This window comes from Allobranchiibius huperziae, assembly GCF_013410455.1.
GTDB lineage: Bacteria > Actinomycetota > Actinomycetes > Actinomycetales > Dermatophilaceae > Allobranchiibius > Allobranchiibius huperziae.
Map to the genome: position 1 here is coordinate 2,905,279 of NZ_JACCFW010000001.1, position 17,863 is coordinate 2,923,141.

19 protein-coding genes and 3 tRNA genes are annotated in these 17,863 nt (G+C 70.1%); 8 read left to right on the forward strand and 14 right to left on the reverse strand.

The genetic code is table 11. The features are described 5' to 3' along the window. Positions 1-54: 54 nt before the first annotated feature. The 6 genes from rpmG to HNR15_RS13720 all read right to left on the reverse strand — a co-directional run bounded on the left by rpmG (position 55) and on the right by HNR15_RS13720 (position 4,083). On the reverse strand, positions 55-225 hold the full coding sequence (rpmG, locus tag HNR15_RS13695) for a 50S ribosomal protein L33 (RefSeq protein WP_179482681.1): 171 nt from the start codon (positions 223-225) through the stop codon (positions 55-57). 50 nt (positions 226-275) lie between these two features. After that, positions 276-349 (reverse strand) — tRNA-Met (locus HNR15_RS13700). Between the two features lie 49 nt (positions 350-398). After that, a tRNA-Thr gene (locus HNR15_RS13705) sits at positions 399-471 on the reverse strand. A gap of 96 nt (positions 472-567) precedes the next feature. Continuing rightward, positions 568-1,440: a MaoC/PaaZ C-terminal domain-containing protein gene (locus HNR15_RS13710; RefSeq protein WP_218883742.1), complete on the reverse strand. Its 873-nt coding sequence runs from the start codon at positions 1,438-1,440 to the stop codon at positions 568-570. A gap of 1 nt (position 1,441) precedes the next feature. After that, complete coding sequence (locus HNR15_RS13715; RefSeq protein ID WP_179482683.1) at positions 1,442-2,806, reverse strand: 3-oxoacyl-ACP reductase; 1,365 nt, start codon at positions 2,804-2,806, stop codon at positions 1,442-1,444. Beyond that, complete coding sequence (locus tag HNR15_RS13720) at positions 2,803-4,083, reverse strand: acetyl-CoA C-acetyltransferase (protein ID WP_179482685.1); 1,281 nt, start codon at positions 4,081-4,083, stop codon at positions 2,803-2,805. The genes HNR15_RS13715 and HNR15_RS13720 overlap by 4 nt, the downstream gene beginning before the upstream one ends. Positions 4,084-4,181: 98 nt before the next feature. Here HNR15_RS13720 and HNR15_RS13725 point away from each other — a divergent pair, with 98 nt between their 5' ends. Then, positions 4,182-4,856: a TetR/AcrR family transcriptional regulator gene (locus HNR15_RS13725; protein ID WP_179482687.1), complete on the forward strand. Its 675-nt coding sequence runs from the start codon at positions 4,182-4,184 to the stop codon at positions 4,854-4,856. Further along, positions 4,856-6,886 carry an acyl-CoA dehydrogenase family protein gene (locus HNR15_RS13730; RefSeq protein ID WP_179482689.1) on the forward strand — a complete coding sequence of 677 codons (2,031 nt, stop codon included), beginning with the start codon at positions 4,856-4,858 and terminating at the stop codon, positions 6,884-6,886. The genes HNR15_RS13725 and HNR15_RS13730 overlap by 1 nt, the downstream gene beginning before the upstream one ends. 21 nt (positions 6,887-6,907) lie before the next feature. Here the strand turns inward: HNR15_RS13730 and HNR15_RS13735 are convergent, their stop codons facing one another. The 3 genes from HNR15_RS13735 to HNR15_RS13745 all read right to left on the reverse strand — a co-directional run bounded on the left by HNR15_RS13735 (position 6,908) and on the right by HNR15_RS13745 (position 8,815). Continuing rightward, a complete protein-coding gene (locus HNR15_RS13735) occupies positions 6,908-8,365 on the reverse strand; it encodes an MFS transporter (RefSeq protein ID WP_179482691.1) in 1,458 nt (485 codons plus the stop codon). Next, a complete protein-coding gene (locus HNR15_RS13740) occupies positions 8,362-8,622 on the reverse strand; it encodes a hypothetical protein (protein WP_179482693.1) in 261 nt (86 codons plus the stop codon). Before HNR15_RS13740 ends, HNR15_RS13735 begins: the two co-directional genes overlap by 4 nt. Before the next feature lie 109 nt (positions 8,623-8,731). Next, positions 8,732-8,815: transfer RNA gene (locus HNR15_RS13745), tRNA-Tyr, on the reverse strand. A gap of 162 nt (positions 8,816-8,977) precedes the next feature. Between HNR15_RS13745 and HNR15_RS13750 the strand changes: the two genes are divergently transcribed. After that, complete coding sequence (locus tag HNR15_RS13750) at positions 8,978-9,475, forward strand: YajQ family cyclic di-GMP-binding protein (RefSeq protein ID WP_179482695.1); 498 nt, start codon at positions 8,978-8,980, stop codon at positions 9,473-9,475. Here HNR15_RS13750 and HNR15_RS13755 read toward each other — a convergent pair. Both HNR15_RS13755 and HNR15_RS13760 read right to left on the reverse strand, forming a co-directional pair. Beyond that, on the reverse strand, positions 9,472-10,125 hold the full coding sequence (locus HNR15_RS13755; RefSeq protein ID WP_179482697.1) for an HAD-IA family hydrolase: 654 nt from the start codon (positions 10,123-10,125) through the stop codon (positions 9,472-9,474). The two genes, HNR15_RS13750 and HNR15_RS13755, sit on opposite strands and share 4 nt — an antisense overlap. After that, entirely contained in the window at positions 10,125-10,721 is a 597-nt protein-coding gene (locus tag HNR15_RS13760) for a TetR/AcrR family transcriptional regulator (protein WP_179482699.1), read from the reverse strand. Before HNR15_RS13760 ends, HNR15_RS13755 begins: the two co-directional genes overlap by 1 nt. A 107-nt stretch (positions 10,722-10,828) precedes the next feature. On the opposite strand from HNR15_RS13760, the gene HNR15_RS13765 reads away from it, so the two are divergent. The 3 genes from HNR15_RS13765 to HNR15_RS13775 all read left to right on the forward strand — a co-directional run bounded on the left by HNR15_RS13765 (position 10,829) and on the right by HNR15_RS13775 (position 13,641). Then, positions 10,829-11,974, forward strand: a complete 1,146-nt coding sequence (locus HNR15_RS13765; RefSeq protein WP_179482701.1) for an acyl-CoA dehydrogenase family protein — start codon at positions 10,829-10,831, stop codon at positions 11,972-11,974. 79 nt (positions 11,975-12,053) lie between these two features. Continuing rightward, positions 12,054-13,217, forward strand: coding sequence for a molybdopterin-dependent oxidoreductase (locus HNR15_RS13770; protein WP_179482703.1), 1,164 nt, complete (start codon positions 12,054-12,056; stop codon positions 13,215-13,217). Then, on the forward strand, positions 13,210-13,641 hold the full coding sequence (locus HNR15_RS13775; RefSeq protein WP_179482705.1) for a hypothetical protein: 432 nt from the start codon (positions 13,210-13,212) through the stop codon (positions 13,639-13,641). The genes HNR15_RS13770 and HNR15_RS13775 overlap by 8 nt, the downstream gene beginning before the upstream one ends. Here HNR15_RS13775 and HNR15_RS13780 read toward each other — a convergent pair. The 3 genes from HNR15_RS13780 to HNR15_RS13790 are packed head-to-tail and all read right to left on the reverse strand — an operon-like array spanning position 13,539 to position 15,525. Further along, on the reverse strand, positions 13,539-14,237 hold the full coding sequence (locus HNR15_RS13780; RefSeq protein ID WP_179482707.1) for a methyltransferase domain-containing protein: 699 nt from the start codon (positions 14,235-14,237) through the stop codon (positions 13,539-13,541). The genes HNR15_RS13775 and HNR15_RS13780 overlap by 103 nt on opposite strands. Continuing rightward, positions 14,234-14,884 (reverse strand): TIGR04282 family arsenosugar biosynthesis glycosyltransferase, encoded by a 651-nt coding sequence (locus HNR15_RS13785; protein WP_179482709.1) that lies wholly within the window; start codon positions 14,882-14,884, stop codon positions 14,234-14,236. The genes HNR15_RS13780 and HNR15_RS13785 overlap by 4 nt, the downstream gene beginning before the upstream one ends. After that, entirely contained in the window at positions 14,881-15,525 is a 645-nt protein-coding gene (locus HNR15_RS13790) for a glycosyltransferase family 2 protein (RefSeq protein WP_179482711.1), read from the reverse strand. Before HNR15_RS13790 ends, HNR15_RS13785 begins: the two co-directional genes overlap by 4 nt. 99 nt (positions 15,526-15,624) lie before the next feature. Here HNR15_RS13790 and HNR15_RS18880 point away from each other — a divergent pair, with 99 nt between their 5' ends. Both HNR15_RS18880 and HNR15_RS13800 read left to right on the forward strand, forming a co-directional pair. After that, on the forward strand, positions 15,625-16,755 hold the full coding sequence (locus HNR15_RS18880) for an ATP-binding protein (RefSeq protein WP_179482713.1): 1,131 nt from the start codon (positions 15,625-15,627) through the stop codon (positions 16,753-16,755). 9 nt (positions 16,756-16,764) lie between these two features. After that, a complete protein-coding gene (locus tag HNR15_RS13800) occupies positions 16,765-17,799 on the forward strand; it encodes an NAD-dependent epimerase/dehydratase family protein (protein ID WP_179482715.1) in 1,035 nt (344 codons plus the stop codon). Positions 17,800-17,863: the final 64 nt, after the last annotated feature.

Here is a 17,863-nt window from a genome sequence, read left to right on the forward strand (position 1 = left end):
GGTGGACGCTCCCGGCACGGCCGGTTCGGTGGTCGTACGGGCTGACCGAACGGGTCAGCGGGTCTCGCGGTGTGCGGTGTGCTTGCTGCAGCGCGGGCAGAACTTCGCGATCTCCAACCGGTCAGGGTCGTTGCGCTTGTTCTTCTTGGTGATGTAGTTGCGCTCCTTGCACTCCGTGCACGCCAAGGTGATCTTGGGACGGATGTCTGCGCTCTTGCTAGCCACTGGGCTACCTGCCTTCGGGTGATACCGGTTTTACTCAAGGACGATTCTCGTAGCGGGAGCGGGGCTCGATCCCGCGACCTCACGATTATGAGTCGTGCGCTCTAACCAGCTGAGCTACCCCGCCAGGTGGAACAGTCGCATCGGGAAAAATCTTCCCGATGCAGGCGTTACCGAGCCCCCAAACGGAATCGAACCGTTGACCTTCTCCTTACCATGGAGACGCTCTACCGACTGAGCTATAGGGGCCTGCGCGACCTTGGGACGGATCCGACCGACGTGAGTCCACGTGGTCGCCCACCGTCCCGGCAGCGCAGCGAAGAGGCTACCTCAGAGCCGCTTCGATCATGAAATCGTGCTCGGCGCCTGCGCCCTGATCGATCCGGTCATGTGCACCGTGCCCTTGCGGGCATTCGTCAGCGCCAGATCCCATGACGAGTCTCGTTGTTGTGCAACGAAGTTCACGGAAGACGGGATCAGGATGGGTTTCTTGAACTCCACCGTGTAGGTGAATCCGTCGGGCAGGCGGTTGGCCAGAGCCGCGAGCGCGTGCGACGCACTCCACATCCCGTGCGCGATGGTCGTGGGGAAGCCCAGCGCCTTGGCACCCAGCGGGTGCAGGTGAATGGGGTTCACGTCGCCGGCCACCGCGGCGTACCGGCGTCCGATGTCTCCCGGCACCCGCCACAGCGCCCCGGCCACCGTCGGCAGCTGAGGGTCGACGCTGCGCAGGGGGGCAGTGCCCGCCACCTTCTGGCCGCGGAAGAGATAGGTGCTGACCTCCTGCCAGACCGTCTCACCGGCCACCGACACCTCGGCGACCAGGTCGACCTGTGCGCCGCGGAAATGCGGGCGCACGTCGGTCGCCCTGACCTCGATGTCCAGGAGCTCACCGGCCAGGACCGGACGGTGCTGGACGATCGTGTTGGTCAGGTGCACGCTGCCGACGAGCGGGAACGGGAACGCCGCGTCGGCCATCACCCGGGTCTGCAGGGGGAATACCAGCACGTGGATGTACGTCGCGGGCAGGGTGTCGCGGAGGGCGAACCCGCACACGTCGTCGTACGCCGCGAGCTGGTCGCGATCGACCGACGCGCCGAGCTGCCGCACGACCAGGTCCGGAAGCTCGCGGCCCTTGCGGAACGGGGCCCGGACCACGGCCTGGGCGAACAGCGGCCCGAGCGAGGGCGCCGAGGACAACTCCACGGTGCGTGTCACCTCAGGCCCCCAGCTGACTCTGACCGCAGACGCGCAGGACCTGGCCGGTGACGCCGGCGGACCCGGGCTCGGCGAAGAACGCGATGGCCTCGGCCACGTCGACCGGCTGCCCGCCCTGCAGCAGCGAGTTGAGCCGCCGTCCGACCTCCCGCGTCGCGATCGGGATCCGCGCTGTCATCTCGGTCTCGATGAACCCGGGGGCCACCGCGTTGACCGTGATGTGCCGGTCCGCGAGCTCCTGCGACAGCTCGCGCACCATGCCGATCACACCGGCCTTGGACGCCGCGTAGTTGGACTGGCCGCGGTTGCCGCCGATCCCGCTGATCGAGGCGACGCTGACGATGCGGCCGCCGTCGCGCAGGCCACCGGCGGTGGCCGGGTCGAGCAGCACTTTGTTCATCCGGAACTGACTGCGCAGGTTGACGTCGAGCACGCTGCCCCACCGGCCCTCGTCGGTGTTGACGAAGAGCTTGTCGCGGGTGATGCCGGCGTTGTGCACGATCACGTCGAGGTGGCCGGACAGCCGGCTGACCGCGGCGGCGATCCGCTCGCCCGCGTCGGGCGCCGTGACGTCCAGTTGCAGTGCGGTCCCGCCGATCTCGTTGGCCACCGCGGCCAGCGAATCGCCTGCCGCCGGGATGTCGACGGCGATGACCTCGGCGCCGGCCCGGGCGAACACCCGGGCGATCTGCGCACCGATGCCGCGCGCGGCACCGGTGATGACGGCCACCTGGCCGCGCAGCGGCGCGTGCACGTCCTCGGGCTGCTGCACCGGTGCCTCGAGCACGCGGATCGGCTGGCCCGAGACGTAGGCCGAGCGGCTGGACAACAGGAAGCGCAGCGGGGCCTCGAGGACGCCGCGGTCACCGGATGCCTCGCTCGCCACCCAGAGCAGGTTGGCGGTGCCGCCGGCGCGCATCTCCTTGCCGAGCGAGCGGGTGATGCCCTCCAGCGCCTGCTGCGTGGCGGCTCCTTCGGCATCGTGGACGTCGGCCGGCGGCGTGCCCAGCACGACCAGGCGGCCGTTCTTGCCGAGCGCCTTGAGTGCCGGGCCGAGGACGGCGCGCAACTGCTCCAGCTCATCGAGGGTGCGAGCGCCGGAGCCGTCGAAGACGACGGCCGCCGGCTTGCTGCCGTACTCCGTGTCCGCGGTCGCCTCGACGCGTGCCACGCCGGCGTCGGCCAGGATCGCCTCCACCGCAGCGACGTTCGGGCCCTCGCCGATGCCGCCCACGGCGACGGAGCCGTCGACCAGCACCTGCCCGGGCTCGTAGCGATGCAGGATCGTGGGGCGGGGCAGCCCGAGCTGCACCGCGATCTTCTTGCCGATGCCCTGGTTGACCAGGGTCGTCAGGGTGTCGGTCATTCCGCTGCCTCCAGGATCGCGACGACGCCGATACCACCGGCGGCACAGATGGAGACCAGGCCGCGGCCCGATCCCTTCTCGTGCAGGAGTTTCGAGAGGGTGGCGACGATGCGCGCACCGGTCGCGGCGAACGGGTGTCCTGCCGCGAGCGAGGATCCGGCGACGTTCAGCTTGGAGCGGTCGATCGCGCCGAGCGGCTCGTCCAGGCCCAGGCGCTCCTTGCAGAACGCCGGGTCCTCCATGGCCGCGAGGTGGCAGAGCACCGTCGAGGCGAACGCCTCGTGGATCTCGTAGAAGTCGAAGTCCTGCAGCGTCAGGCCGTTGCGCTTCAGGAGACGCGCGATCGCGTACGGCGGAGCCATCAGCAGGCCCTCGTCACCGAACACGTAGTCCACAGCGGCGGTCTCGGCGTCCACGAAGCGCGCCAGCGGGGTCAGCTCGTGCTCCTGGGCCCATTCCCGCGAACCGAGCAGCACCGCGGACGCGCCGTCGGTGAGCGGCGTGGAGTTGCCGGCGGTCATGGTGGCCGCGTCGCCCTTGCCGAAGACCGGCTTGAGGGTCGCCAGCTTCTCGACCGAGCTGTCCGGCCGCAGGTTCTGGTCGCGGGTGACCCCCAGGTAGGGCGTCACCAGGTCGTCGAAGAAGCCGCGGTCGTACGCCGCCGCGAGGTGCTGGTGGCTGGCCACCGTGAGCTCGTCCTGCGCCTCCCGGGTGACCCCCCAGGCCTTCGCGGTGATGGCCATGTGGTCGCCCATCGACAGCCCGGTGCGGGGCTCGCCGTTCTTCGGCTGCTCGGGCGCGAGCTGCGAGGGCCGGATCTTGAGCAGGGCCGAGATCCGCTGCTTCGGGGTCTTCGCGTAGTTGGCCTTGAGCAGCGTCTTGCGCAGGTCGTCGTTGACCGCGAGCGGGGCGTCGGACGTGGTGTCCGAACCGCCGGCGATCGCCGAGTCGATCTGACCGAGCGCGATCTTGTTGGCCGTGAGGATGGTGGCCTCCAGGCCGGTCCCGCAGGCCTGCTGCACGTCGTACGCCGGGGTGGCGGGTGACAGGTGGGAGCCGAGGACGGCCTCGCGGGTCAGGTTGAAGTCGCGCGAATGCTTGATCACGGCACCCGCCGCGACCTCGCCGAGGCGCTCGCCCTGCAGGTGGTAGCGAGCGACCAGGCCGTCGATCGCAGCCGTCAGCATGTCCTGGTTCGAGGCCTTGAGGTATTTGCTGCCGGACCGGGCGAACGGGATGCGGTTGCCGCCGAGCACGAACACGTCGCGTGGGCTCATCGATTCATCTCCTGCAGGTGAGGGGTCCCCGTCGGCCGGGGAGAAGTTACCGGTACTCAAAGTAGCAGATACACCGCGTTTCGGATACTCTGCTCTCCATGACCAGATCCCGCACGCACCGTGTCGACGGGCGCGACGCGCGATGGACCGCCCACCGCGAAGAGCGGCGGGTGCAGTTGACGGAGTCCGCCCTTCGGGCGATCCGCAGGCACGGCGCAGGCGTGGGCATGGACGAGATCGCGGCCGAGGCGGGCACCAGCAAGACCGTGATCTACCGCCACCTCGGCGACCGACTCGGCCTCTACCTCGCTGTTTGCGCGTCGGTGGACCGGCTGATCCTGGCGGACTTCAGCGCCGCGCTGGACCGCACCGATGCGGCCCGCCGGCCGTCGTCGGTCGACCCGCGCAGCGTGCTCATCGCCGCCATCGACAGCTACCTGGCACTGGTCGAGAACGACCCCGAGGTCTACCGCTTCGTGACCCGTCCCCCGCAGGTCCAGGTCCCCCGGGATTCCGACCCGGTGATCGGCCTGTCGGCGAGCATCGCCGAGCGGCTGAGCGACCTACTCGCCGCCAATCTTCGCGAAGGGGGACGCGACGAGGCGCTGGCCCCGATTCTGGCCGCCGGACTCGTCGGTTTCGTGCGAGAGTCTGCCGACAGCTGGGTCACCGACCCGCAACGTGTGCCTCGCGCGGAGATCGTGGAGCAGCTTGCGGAATTCGCCGCAGTCGGCTTGAACGGATTCATCGAGAACCATCAGAGAGAGTCGTGATGACCACCACCTCCACGTCAGACCCGCAGCCGGACGCCGCCCAGCAGACGCCTTCGAAGGCTCAGGACTCGACCACGGCAGCGTCCAGCCCGTCGTCGGTCACCCCGACGCCGGGCATCTCACCGGTCGCGGAGCAGCTGCGCCGCACGGTCGACGGTGCGTGGTGGGAGCTGCGCGAACGCGCCCGCACCGAGCTGGCCCCCGAGGATCTCCTCGGCGAGCCGGGACTGCCCGTCGAGGAGCAGCGCGAGCGGGTGCTGCGCCAGCTGCTGCGGGTCGCGGAGCAGGGCTACGGCCGGGTGGGCTTCCCCACCGAGTACGGCGGCACCTACAACTACGGCGCATCGTGCGTCCTCTTCGAGATGCAGGCCCTCGGCGACCTCTCACTGCTGGTGAAGACCGGCGTGCAATTCGGCCTCTTCGGCGGCGCGGTGATGCGCCTGGGCACCGAGCGTCACTTCGCCACGTACCTCGAAGACATCATGACCTGCAAGCTGCTGGGGTGCTTCGCGATGACCGAAGTGGGCCACGGCAGCAACGTGCAGCGCCTGGAGACCACCGCCGTCTACGACGATGCGACCCAGGAGATCGTCCTGGACTCCCCCACGGAGTCCTCCGTCAAGACCTACATCGGCAACGCCGCGCGGGACGGGCGGATGGCCGTCGTCTTCGCTCAGCTGCGCACGGCCGAGGGCGAGCACGGCGTGCACGCCATCCTCGTCCCGATCCGTGACGCCGAGGGCACGCCGCTCCCCGGAGTCACCATCGGCGACAACGGCGACAAGGCCGGCCTGCCCGGCGTCGACAACGGCACCCTCGCCTTCCACGGCGTACGCGTGCCGAAGGCCAATCTGCTCAACGCCTTCGGCGACATCGACGACAACGGTCGCTACGTGTCGGACATCGAGAGCTCCAACCGCCGCTTCTTCACCATGCTCGGCACGCTCGTGCGCGGGCGGGTCTGCGTCGGCGGCGGGTCCGGTGCGGCCGCGAAGAAGGCGCTGGCCATCGCGCTCCGCTACGGCTCGGTCCGCCGCCAGTTCGAGGCGCCCGGTCAGGAGGAGGAGACCGTCGTCCTGGACTACCTGGCGCACCAGCGCAAGCTGCTGCCGCGCCTGGCGAAGTCCTATGCGCTCAGCTTCGCGCAGAACTCGGTGACCGAGTTGCTGCAGGAGCTGCACGGGACGCCCCAGGTCGACGGCCAGGAGCGCGACGAGAACGCCGGCCGCGAACTGGAGACCCGCGTCGCCGGGCTCAAGGCCACCACCACGTGGCATGCCGTCGACACCATTCAAGTGTGCCGCGAGGCCTGCGGCGGTGCCGGCTACCTGGCCGACAACCAACTCGGTCAGATGCGTGCGGACGTCGACGTCTTCGCGACCTTCGAGGGCGACAACACCGTGCTCATGCAGCTGGTCGCCAAGGGACTGCTCACCGAGTTCGCCGAGGTGTGGGGCGGCCTGGCCGGTCCGGAACTGGTGAGCAAGCTGAGCAAGCAGGTCGCGGGCGGGGTCGTCGAGCGCACCACCGGGCGCGCCGGCATCCAGCGACTGGTCGACCTGGCCAAGGGCCGCGACAACGAGAGCGCGATGGACGACCACGGCTGGCAGCTCTCGATGTTCGAGCAGCGCGCCGACCACGCCTTGGAGACGCTTGGCATGCGACTGCGCAAGGCGAACAAGGAGAACGCGTTCCAGCTCTTCAACAACGCGCAGGACCACGTGCTCTTCGCGGCCCGCACGCACATCGACCGGGTCATCCTCGAGGAGGCGCAGGCGGCGTACACCGAGATGACCGGCGGCCCCGCCAAGGAGCTCCTCGGTCGCACCCTCACGCTCTACGCGCTCGACTCGATCGAGCAGGACAAGGCCTGGTTCATCGAGCACGGTCGCCTCAACACGACCCGCTCACGGCTGGTCACGGCGACCATCAACGAGCTGTGCGGCGAGCTGCGCGGCCACGTGACCGATCTGGTGGACGCGCTCGGCATCCCCGACGAGCTGATCACCGCACCCATCGCCCAGCGCTGAGGGCCGAGCGGTCGGGGAACGTCAGGGGGTCGCAGACGACGCGTCGCCGTCCGGCGCGCTCGTGACCTGGTCGATCTGCCGTCCGCCGACCGCGACCGTCAGCAGCAGCCCGACGGCCACCAGGGCGGCGCACACCCACATCGAGGACCGATAGGCGCGGGCCACTTCGTGCCCGACCCGGTACTGGTCGCCGCTGAGGCCCACCACCAGGGGCAGCGCGGCGATGGCGAGCAGTCCCGCAGTACGGGACACGGCGTTGTTGATGCCACTGGCCAGTCCCGCCTCGTGGTCGGGCGCCGCGGCGAGGACGGTGCCGGTGAGCGGCGCGACCAGCATGCTGAGCCCGAACCCCATCAGCAGGATCCCGGGCAGCAACTGGGTCAGGTACGTCGGATGGTCGGGCGCCAGCGCCAGCCAGCCGAGGCCCACCGCGAGCAGGGCGCTCCCGGCCATCATCGGCAGCCGGGCTCCGAACCGGGTCGCCACACCGCCGAACCGGGACGCCAGCACCAACATGATGAGCGAGACGGGCACGGTGGCCGCCCCGGCGGCGAGCGGCGTCCACCCACCACTGACCTGCAGGTAGACGGCCAGGAAGAAGAAGCTCCCTGCCAGCGCGGCGTAGACCGCGAGCGTGACCAGGTTGATCACCGTGAAGACCCGGTCCGCGAAGAGGGAGGGCTGCACCATGGGGTGCTCGGTGCGCCGCTCGACGACCACGAACGCGACGGCGGCGAGCACTCCGACGACCAGCGGCAGGACGGTGCGCAGCTCGGCACCGTCGTTCGGCCACGCGGTGAGCGTCCAGGTGATCCCCGCGAGCGCGACCGGCGCCAGCACCAGGCCCGGGATGTCGAAATGGGTGCTGGCCTCGTCGTCCTTGGACTCCGGCGCGGTGCGCAGCAGCCAGAGCACCACCGCCGCCAGGGGCACGTTGATCCAGAACGCGAGGCGCCACTCGATGCCGACCAGCCAGCCGCCGACGAGGGGCCCGGCCGCGGTCGCGATGCCGAGCATTCCGGTCCAGGCGCCGATGGCCTTCATCCGGTCCTCCTTGCGGAAGGAGGCCTGCAGCATCGCCAGCGACCCGGGCGTGAGGAGAGCGGCCGCGACCCCCTGGAGCATCCGGGCGCCCACGAGGATCTGGATCGTAGGGCTGAGGGCGGCGAGCGCCGAGGTGACCGCGAACGCCGCGATGCCGGCGCCGTACACCTTCTTACGGCCGAACCGGTCCCCCAGCGAGCCGCCGACGAGGATCAGCGCGGCGAGGGTCAGGGTGTAGCCGTTCACCACCCACTGCAGCCCGGCGAGGTCGGCGTGCAGATCGCGCCCGATGCGTGGCAGCGCGACGTTGGCGATGGTCCCGTCGAGGAAGGCCATGCCCGAACCGAGGATGGTCGTCGCGAGCAGCCGGCGCCCAGCCGGGTCCCCCATCCGCAGCAACGGGCCGTCGTCAGCACGGACCGGCGCGGAGGTCATCGGGGCAGGTCGGGCTGATCAGGCCGTGGGAGGCCGTCGATGAATCGCAGCCGCGCGGACCGTTCCGAGCGCCATCGGCAGAACACGAGCGAGCCGATTGGAATGACGACGAAGATGACGAGGAAGGCCAGGTACCTCCACCCGCTGAACCGCACGCGGTCCTCGTCCATCAGCGTCGCGAAGCCGAATACGACGAAGAACCATCCGACCAGGGCGACCCACACCCACGGAGATGGCCCGCGACGGATCCTCGACATCGCACCAGTATGGAGCCGAGCAGCCGGTCGTGGTGGGCGCTCGGAGCATGGTCCACGCCAGACGCGGACAGCGCGCCCCGAAGGACGCGCTGTCTGCATCGAACACTGCTGGTGCCAGGTGAAGGATTCGAACCTTCGAAGCTTTCGCGACGGATTTACAGTCCGCTCCCATTGGCCGCTCGGGCAACCTGGCATGAGTGCGAGCGCAAGGGTAGCAACGGGTGCCCGACCACTCCAATCGGAAAGGTGACACACCCGGTCCGGGCGGGCCGATCGCCGTCGAGGCGACCGCGTCGGGGCGGGTCCGGCATACTCGATTCCCGCCGACGCACCACCCCCAGCCGAAGGAGCAGCCATGGCCGACTCGTCGTTCGACGTCGTGAGCAAGGTCGACAAGCAGGAGGTCGACAACGCGATGAACCAGGCGTCCAAGGAGATCGGCACCCGCTACGACTTCCGCAACGTCGGCGCCTCCTGCGAGTGGAGCGGCGAGACCATCGTCATGAAGGCCAACACCGCGGAACGGGTCCTGGCGATCCTCGACGTGCTGCAGACCAAGCTCGTCCGGCGTGGGGTGTCGTTGAAGTCGCTCGACATGAGCGACGACGGCGAGCCCAAGCTCTCGGGCAAGGAGTACCGGCTCTCGGCCACGCTGAAGGACGGCATCAGCCAGGAGGACGCCAAGAAGATCAACAAGCTCATCCGCGACGAGGGGCCCAAATCGGTCAAGTCCCGCATCGAGGGCGATGAGCTGCGGGTCTCCTCCAAGTCCCGCGACGACCTGCAAGAGGTCCAGCAGCTGCTCAAGGGCGCCGACCTGGACGTCGCGCTGCAGTTCACCAACTACCGCTAGGACGGCTCGACCACCCGCACTCGTAGACCGGCCGACGTGGACTCGAAGACCACGTCGGCCAGGGATGCCACCACGAGATCGGCATCCAGTTCGTGGGCGGTATGGCTGGTCGTCAGAGCGAGGGTCGCGCACCCGGCGGCCCGTGCGGCGGTGAGCCCGTTGGGCGCGTCCTCGACCACCAGGCACTGATCGGGCTCGACCCCGAGAAGGCGGGCTGCGATGAGGAACGGCTCGGGATCGGGCTTGCCGCGGGTGATGTCGTCGGCGGTCACCAGCCTGGTCGGCGTCGGGATGCCCGCCGCGCTCAGCCTGGCGGCGGCGAGGTCGCCGGTGGCGGAGGTGACGATCGCGCAGCGGTCCCGGGTCGCCTCGACGGCCTCGACCGCGCCGGGCAGAGCCACCACATCTGCGGTGTCCCGCAGCTCCAGCTCCTCGATCCGGGCCAGTGCGGCCACCGGTTCGACCCCCGGCGCGACCTTGGCGATGATCGCCGCCGCCGGCATCCCGGCGATGCCCTCGAGGGCCGACCGCGGCACGTCGTGCTCGTCGGCCCACTGCACCCACGCGCGGGCCGCGGCCGGCATCGAGTCGACCAGCGTGCCGTCGTTGTCGAAGAGCACCGCACGGAAGGTGCGTCCGGTCAGCGGCATCAGGCGCGCACCATCCGCACGGCGAGATCGGCGAACTCCCGGGCCAGATCGGTCGCGGCCGTGCCCGCGTCGTCACGGAACCAGCGCGCGACGTCCACGCCCATCCCGGCGATCGCGCTCGCGGCCACGTGCGTGTCCCCGACGGCGAATTCCCCAGCGTGACAACCTCGTTCGAGGATGTCGATCAGGGAGTCCTGGATCCGCGAACGCCAGAGCTCGACCTCGACGCGGTGCTCCGGGGTCAGCGCCTCGAGCTCGTAGTTCACGATGCGCGCCGTGGTGTGTCCGAGCGCGTGGCCGGTGACGAACGCCGTCACCCAGGCGTGCAGCAGCGCCACTGCGTCGTCCGGGCAGTCGTGGACCGCGGCGTCGAGGGAGGCCATCGTCGCGCGGTGCCCCTCCAGCGACAGTTCGTGCAGCAGCGACTCCTTGGTGCGGTGGTGGACGTAGACCGCGGCGGGGCTCATGCCGGCGGCCGCCGCGATGTCTCGGGTCGTCGTACCGTGAAAACCCTTGTCAGCGAAAGACGTCCGCGCAGCATCGAGTAGTCGGTCTCTCGCGGCCCGGGCCGGCGGCGCGGGAATGGCGGCGGACATGTTGACGAGCATGCCGCAGATTTGGGACGCTAAGCAAGCGCTTAGTCAGTGACGGAGCGCTGCACCGTTCACTTCCGATGCCCCCTTCGCGACACGAGGACACCGCCATGCCCCGCAACATCTACTCCGAGGACCACGAGGCGTTCCGCGCCTCCGTGCGCGAATTCGTCGAGCGCACCCTGCGCCCGCGGGCCGAGGAGATGGTGCGCGACAAGACCATCGCGCGCGACATGTGGCAGGAGGCCGGCAAGCAGGGCTTCCTCGGCCTGGACATCCCCGAGGAGTACGGCGGCGCCGGAGTCGACGACTACCTCTTCAACGCGGTGGCCGCCGAGGAGATCGCGAAGTTCAACGCGGCGGTCTCCTCCTCCTTCGGCATCCACTCCGACGTCTGCCCGCCGTACATCGTCGACCTCGGCACCCAAGAGCAGAAGCAGCGGTGGCTGCCCGGCATGGCCGCCGGCGAGAAGGTCTGCGCGATCGCGATGACCGAGCCGTCCGGCGGTTCCGACCTCGCGGCGCTGAAGACGACCGCCGTCCGTGACGGTGACGGCTGGCTGATCAACGGCTCGAAGACGTTCATCACCAACGGTTTCGGGGCCGACCTCATCATCGTGGCGACGCGCACCGACCCGGCGAAGGGCGCCAAGGGCATCACCCTCTTCATGGTCGAGGACAGCATGCCGGGCTTCACCCGCGGTCGCAAGCTCGACAAGGTCGGACAGGAGGAGGCCGACACCGCCGAGCTCTTCTTCGACAACGTGCGCGTCTCGGACGAGAACCGGATCGGCGAGGAGGGCATGGGCTTCATCGCGATGATGCAGCGCCTGCCGCAGGAGCGCATCGGGGCCGCAGTCAGCAACATCAGCCACGTCGCACAGATCCTCGCCGAGACCCTGGACTACGTGAAGGAGCGCAAGGCCTTCGGGCAGCCCATCGGAAGCCTGCAGCACAACAAGTTCAAGCTGGCCGAGATGGTCACGCGCGTCGAGGTGACCCAGGCATACGTCGACGACTGCCTGGTGGCGCACGCCGCAGGCACTCTCACCTCGGTGGACGCCGCGAAGGCCAAGTGGTTCACCGCGCAGGTGCAGAACGACGTCCTCGACGAGTGCGTGCAGCTCTACGGCGGCTACGGGTTCATGAACGAGTACCGGGTCGCCCGCGCATGGCGCGATGCCCGGGTCACCAAGATCTGGGCCGGTTCCAACGAGATCATGAAGGAACTGATCGGTCGCGATTTGGGTCTTTGACCCCGCTCCCGCGCAAGTCGTCCGCAGATCGTGACCTCGGACGGCGGCACGGGACGCCGACGGGAGGCATGATCGACCTATGCCGTCCGTGAAGCTGCGCCTGCCGAGCTCCCCACCGCCCGGATGGCCGAGCGAAGACCGCGGCCGGCTGCACCACGAGTCGGTCACGGCTCGACTCGGCACTGCTGTCGGCATCGCGTTCGGCATCTGTTTCGTGACCGGCGTGATCAGCCACTACCAGTCCCACCCCTGGATGTGGCTCCCGCCGCCCGCGACACCGGCCGGCGGATACCGCTTCACCCAGGGACTGCACGTCATCACCGGCTTCGCCTCGATCCCGTTGCTGCTCGCCAAGCTCTGGTCGGTGCAGAACAAGCTGGCGCAGTGGCCGCCGGTCCGCTCGGTGCTGCACGCGCTCGAGCGTGCGTCCGTCGCCGTCCTGATCGCCGGGGCGCTGGTGCAGCTGACCACCGGGATGCTCAACGTGTTGCAGTACTACCCGTTCAAGTGGCCGTTCGCGTCGGTGCACTACGCGCTCGGGTGGGTGGTCATCGGCGCGCTCCTGCTGCACATCGCCGTCAAACTCCCGATCATTCGCCGCGGGCTGTCCACGAAGCTGGACGGACCCATGGTCGACGAGCACGGCCTGACCCGTCGCGGCGCCGTGACGGGCGTGGGCATCGGGGCGGGCATCGTCGGGCTCACCACGGTCGGCCAGGTGGTCGGCCCGCTGGCGAAGGTGGCACTGCTGGCGCCCCGTCGACCCGACCGCGCGCCGCAACAGGATCTGCCCGTCAACCGCACCGCGGCTGCTGCCGGAGTGCGCAAGACCGCGGTATCCGCGGACTACCGGCTGACCGTGCGGGGCGGCACCGGCACCGGCACCCGGACGCTCACTCTGCAGCAGATCGAGGCGATGCCCGCGCAGACCCGCGATCTGTCCATCGCGTGCGTGGAGGGCTGGAGTCGGCGCGCGACCTGGACCGGGCCGTCGCTGCTCGACATCGTCGCGATGGTCGGAGGCACCGCGGACAGCATCGTGACGGTGAGCTCCCTGGAGAAGCACGGGTTCAGCAGGTCGACCATCACGGCAGGACAGTTGAAGGAGGCCCTCCTCGCGACCCACCTGCACGGTGAACGGCTCACCCTCGACCACGGATACCCGCTGCGCCTCATCGCCCCGGACCGAAAGGGCGAGCTGCAGACGAAGTGGGTCGACACGGTGGTGGTCTCGCATGCCTGAGCGCATCGTCCGCGGCGCCCTCGGCGTGCTCGGGATGGCGGCCGCCGTCTGGGGGCTGCATCTGCTCTGGGTGGACCGGCCTTATATCAAGACCCTCAACTTCGGCGAATGGCTGATCAGCGGGATCCTGCTGCACGACCTGATCATCGCGAACGTCGTGCTCCTGGTCGGGTGGCTGCTCGCCAAGCTGCTGCCGCCGCATCTGCGCGGGTTCGTGCAGGGCGCGCTGCTCGTGATCGCCCTGGTCGGCTCGGTCGCGTTCTTCGTGGTCTGGCGTCAGGGCACTGCCAGCAGCCCGTCCCTGGCGCTGCTGCGGCAGAACTACGTGGCGAACTTCGGGATCATCGCGGCCGTCGTGGTCGTCTGCACGGCGGTGCTGTACGTGCTGTCGCTGCGGACCATGAGGAAGTCCCGGCCGGAGTGAGTCCAGTGCTCCACGAGCGCGAGGCCCGCCTCCTCGGCGTAGCGCTGCAACACGTCCGCTGACGCGACGGCCCACGGGAAGGTCGGCGCGTCCTCGCCGTCCGTGCTGAAGCTCGCGGTGAGCACCTCGTCCGTGCCCGGCACGCTGGTCGCGGCCTCCAGGATCACCGTGCCGTCGGCGGCGGTCAGCTCGCGCATCCGGCGCAGCAGCGCCGGCACGTCGCCGCCGATGCCGCAGTTGCCGTCGAGCACCAGGACCGTGCGCCAGCGTCCTTCGCCGGGCAGCCGGGAGAAGATGTCCCGGGCCAGGGCCAGGGCACCGCGTTGCAGGGTGATCTCGACCGCGGCGTCCGCGATGTCGACGCCGAGGGCTGCCGTGCCGGCAGCGGTCAGTGCTCCGACGATGCGACCCGGGCCGCATCCGACGTCCAGCACCGGGCCCACGCAGCGCTCCAACACCGTGGTGTCCGCGGCGTCGGCGTCGGCCAGATAGCGGGCCATGTCCAACTCGATCCGGTGACCGGACGTGGTGTGCAGACCGAGAGGGCCGCGGTCGCGCAGCGCCTGTTCGTACGCCGCCAGTGCGCCGATCCTCATACGTCGGCCCCTGCGGCAGTCGCCGCCATCGCCGTCGTCCAAGCACCGGCGAACGCGCTCGCCGGCACGAGAGCGGCCACCTGCGCCGCATCCTCCGGGGTGTCCACATCGAGCAGCGGCGCCAACTCCTGCACGCGCAGACCTGCGTGCAGCATCCGGGCCAGCTGATCGGCCCCGGTGTGGTCGGTCGACATCGGAACTCCTTCGATCACCTCGGGTGCCATGGCGGGATCCGCGAAGCCGATGGCCCAGTAGCCGCCGTCGGTCGCCATCCCGAGGCACGCGTCGTAGGAGTTCGGATCGAATCCGCACATGGATGGGGTGACCTGGGGGGTGTCCATCCCGACCAGCAGGCACGGCCCGGGCGGGAGGCCGCCGATGACCGTGGCCAGCCGGCGGTCCAGCCCACCCTCGGGCTGGGCCACGACCGACCAGCCGGCCGGCACCCATTCGCCTGCCTCGCCGTCGAGGGCCAGCACGTGACGGTGAGCCGGGACCATGCTCATCGCATCCAGGGTGTCGCGGATGGCTGCGGCCGCCACCGCGGCCGCCTGCTCCGGGCTGATGGCGACGGTGAGGCGGGTCTTGACCCGACCGGCCACCGGTTCCTTCGCGATGACCATCACGCTCGCGAGCGTGATGGTCATCGGGCGAGCACCACGGTCATGTCCCGCATGGCCTGCACGGTGCCGCGCACGGTCCCGGTGACCTTGGATCGTCCGTGTCGGGGGTGATAGTCGACGTCGGTCTCCACGACCCGCCACCCGGCCTTCGCCGCCAGCACCATGGTCTCCAGCGGATATCCGCTGCGCCGGTCGATCTGGGCGAGATCGATCAGAGCCGTGCGACGCGCCACCCGCACGGCGCCCACGTCGTGCACGGGCAGACCGAGCGTGCGCAACCGCCAGGAGAGCACACCGTTCGCGAGACGCGCGTGGGCCGGCCACGCACCGCGGGCCACCGGTCGGCGCCGGCCGACGGCGAGGTCGGCACTGCCGTCCAGGACCGGCGCCGCGAGCGCAGGCACGATCGAGAGATCGAACGAACCGTCGCAGTCGACGAACGCGACAAGATCGGCGGTCGCCGCCATCAGCCCGGCGTGGCAGGCAGCGCCGTACCCGCGCTGGGTCGCTGTCACCACGTGCGCGCCGAGCGAACGCGCGATCTCGGGGCTGCCGTCGGTGCTGCCGTTGTCGACGACGAGCGCTCGGGTGCCGTCCGGGAGGTCGCCCAGGACGTGCGGGAGAGCGGCTGCCTCGTCCAGGCAGGGAAGGACAATATCGATCATCACCCGACAGCCTGCCTCATCGGGGACCCGTGCGCTGCATTCGCGCGGCCGGGGATGTGTCGACACCGTCCGCACCTCTGGAGCCTTAGGCTCGCCAACGTGCCCCACCACTTCCTCCACATCCTCGCCATCGCACTGCTGTGGGGTGCAGGCGGATCGGCGGTGGCATGGGTGCTGACCTGGCCCGTCCGCCGTCGCGGCTGGACGGGCGGACACGTCTCGATCGCCGTGGTGGCGACCTTCGCGACCGTGGCGGCGATCGCCGGGAACGCCCGCGCGATGCTCATCAGCACCGACGACGGACACGCGACCATCGTCGCCGCCGTCATCGCCGGACTGTTGGCATCGGTGGCGGCGCTGCTGAGCGCACGCACCTTCCGGCGCGACAGCGCGTTCCTGCACACCGACATCGCCCACATCAACAGCGGTGGCGTCCCGACGCGGAACACCGAACCCATGTCACCGGAACTGCGCGGCCTACACCACGCGATGCGCGAGATGGGTGCCAACCTCGCCGACGCCCGAAAGCGGGAGTACGCACTGGAGGCCTCACGCCGCGAGCTGGTCGCCTGGATCTCCGATGATCTGCGCACCCCTCTCACCGGCCTGCGGGCGGCCGCCGAGGAGCTCGGGGACGACATCGGCGCCGATCACGCGCGACACCACGACCGCATCACCGCGGAGGTGCAGCAACTCACCGAGATGGTCGACGACCTCTACGAGCTCAGCCGGTTGCATGTGGGGATGGGCAAGCGCCGCAACGAGCGGGTGGACCTCTCGGCGCTGCTCTCGACGACCATGTCGAACCTCGAGCGGGTCGCGCACGCGGAGAAGGTGCGCCTGACCGGCTCGGCGGCGGTCGCCGCCGAGGTGATGGGTGATCCGGGCCAGCTCAACCGCGCGCTGACCAACCTGGTCTACAACGCGATCCGTCACACCCCCGCGCGCGGCGCGGTCACCGTCGAGCTGCGCGCCGGGGAGAGACCCGGCCAGGCGCTGCTGCGGGTCACCGACCGGTGCGGCGGTTTCGCACCCGGCGACGTGCCCCGCCTGCGGGACATCGGCCTGCACGGCGACCCGCTCGACGACGCACCGTCGGGCGAGACCGCCGGGGGAGGTCTCGGGCTGACGGTGACCCGTGAAATCGTGGACGCGCACGACGGCGCCGTCGAGTTCGAGAACACCGACGACGGCTGCGCGTTCACGATCGTGCTCCCACTCGCGAGCTGAGGCCACCTGTTGCGCATCCTTCTCACCGGCGGTGCCGGTTTCATCGGGCAGCACGTCCTGCGCGCCGCGCTCGCGGCCGGGCACGACGTGCTCGTGCTGGACAATCTGCGCGCCGACGTGCACCCGGTCCCGTCGTGGACCCCACCGGACGGTGCGCATTTCCTGCGCGGCGACGTCCGCGACGCGGACGCCTGCGACGAGGCGCTGCGCGAGGTGGACTCGGTGATCCACCTCGCCGCGAAGGTCGGGCTGGGCGTCGATATCTCCGACCTGCCGGACTACGCCTCCTCCAACGACGTCGGCACCGCCACCCTGCTCGCGCGGATGGCGGCCGCAGGACGGCGCGAACTCGTGCTGGCCGCCTCGATGGTCGTCTACGGCGAAGGACGCGGCGAATGCGAGGTGCACGGGCTGAGCAGGGGTCTCCCCCGCACTCCGGAGCACCTCGAGGCCGGTGACTTCGAGCCGCGGTGTGTCACCTGCGGGCGGGTCCTGGCCCCCGCACTGGTGGCCGAGGAGGTCGCCGCAGACCCGCGCAACGCGTACGCGGTGTCCAAACTCGCCCAGGAGCACTACGCCACGACATGGGCCCGCGAGACGTCGTCGTCCGCGACCGCGCTGCGCTTCCACAACGTCTACGGACCGGGCATGCCGAGCAACACGCCGTACGCCGGTGTCGCCTCGCTCTTCGCGGCCGCGTCACGGCGGGGCGAGGCGCCGCGCGTCTTCGAGGACGGCGGCCAGCGCCGCGACTTCGTGCACGTGCGCGACATCGCGAGCGCCGTGGTGGCCGCGGCCGAACAGCCGCGCGAGGGCTTTCGCGCGTACAACGTCGGATCGGGCACCCCGCGGACCGTCGGCGACCTGGCCACGGAACTCGCGACCGCTCTCGACGGGCCGGCGCCCGTCGTGACCGGCCAGTGGCGCCTCGGCGACGTCCGGCACATCACCGCCGACTCCGCCGCCATCCGCCGTGACCTGGGCTGGGCACCGCGCGAGGACTTCGCGGCGGGCGTCCGCGAGTTGGCGGTCAGCGGCTCGTGAGAACGTAGGGGTGGAGCCGACGGCGCCGCCCCGCGGCGCCTCACCACCACCAAGCACCTGACGA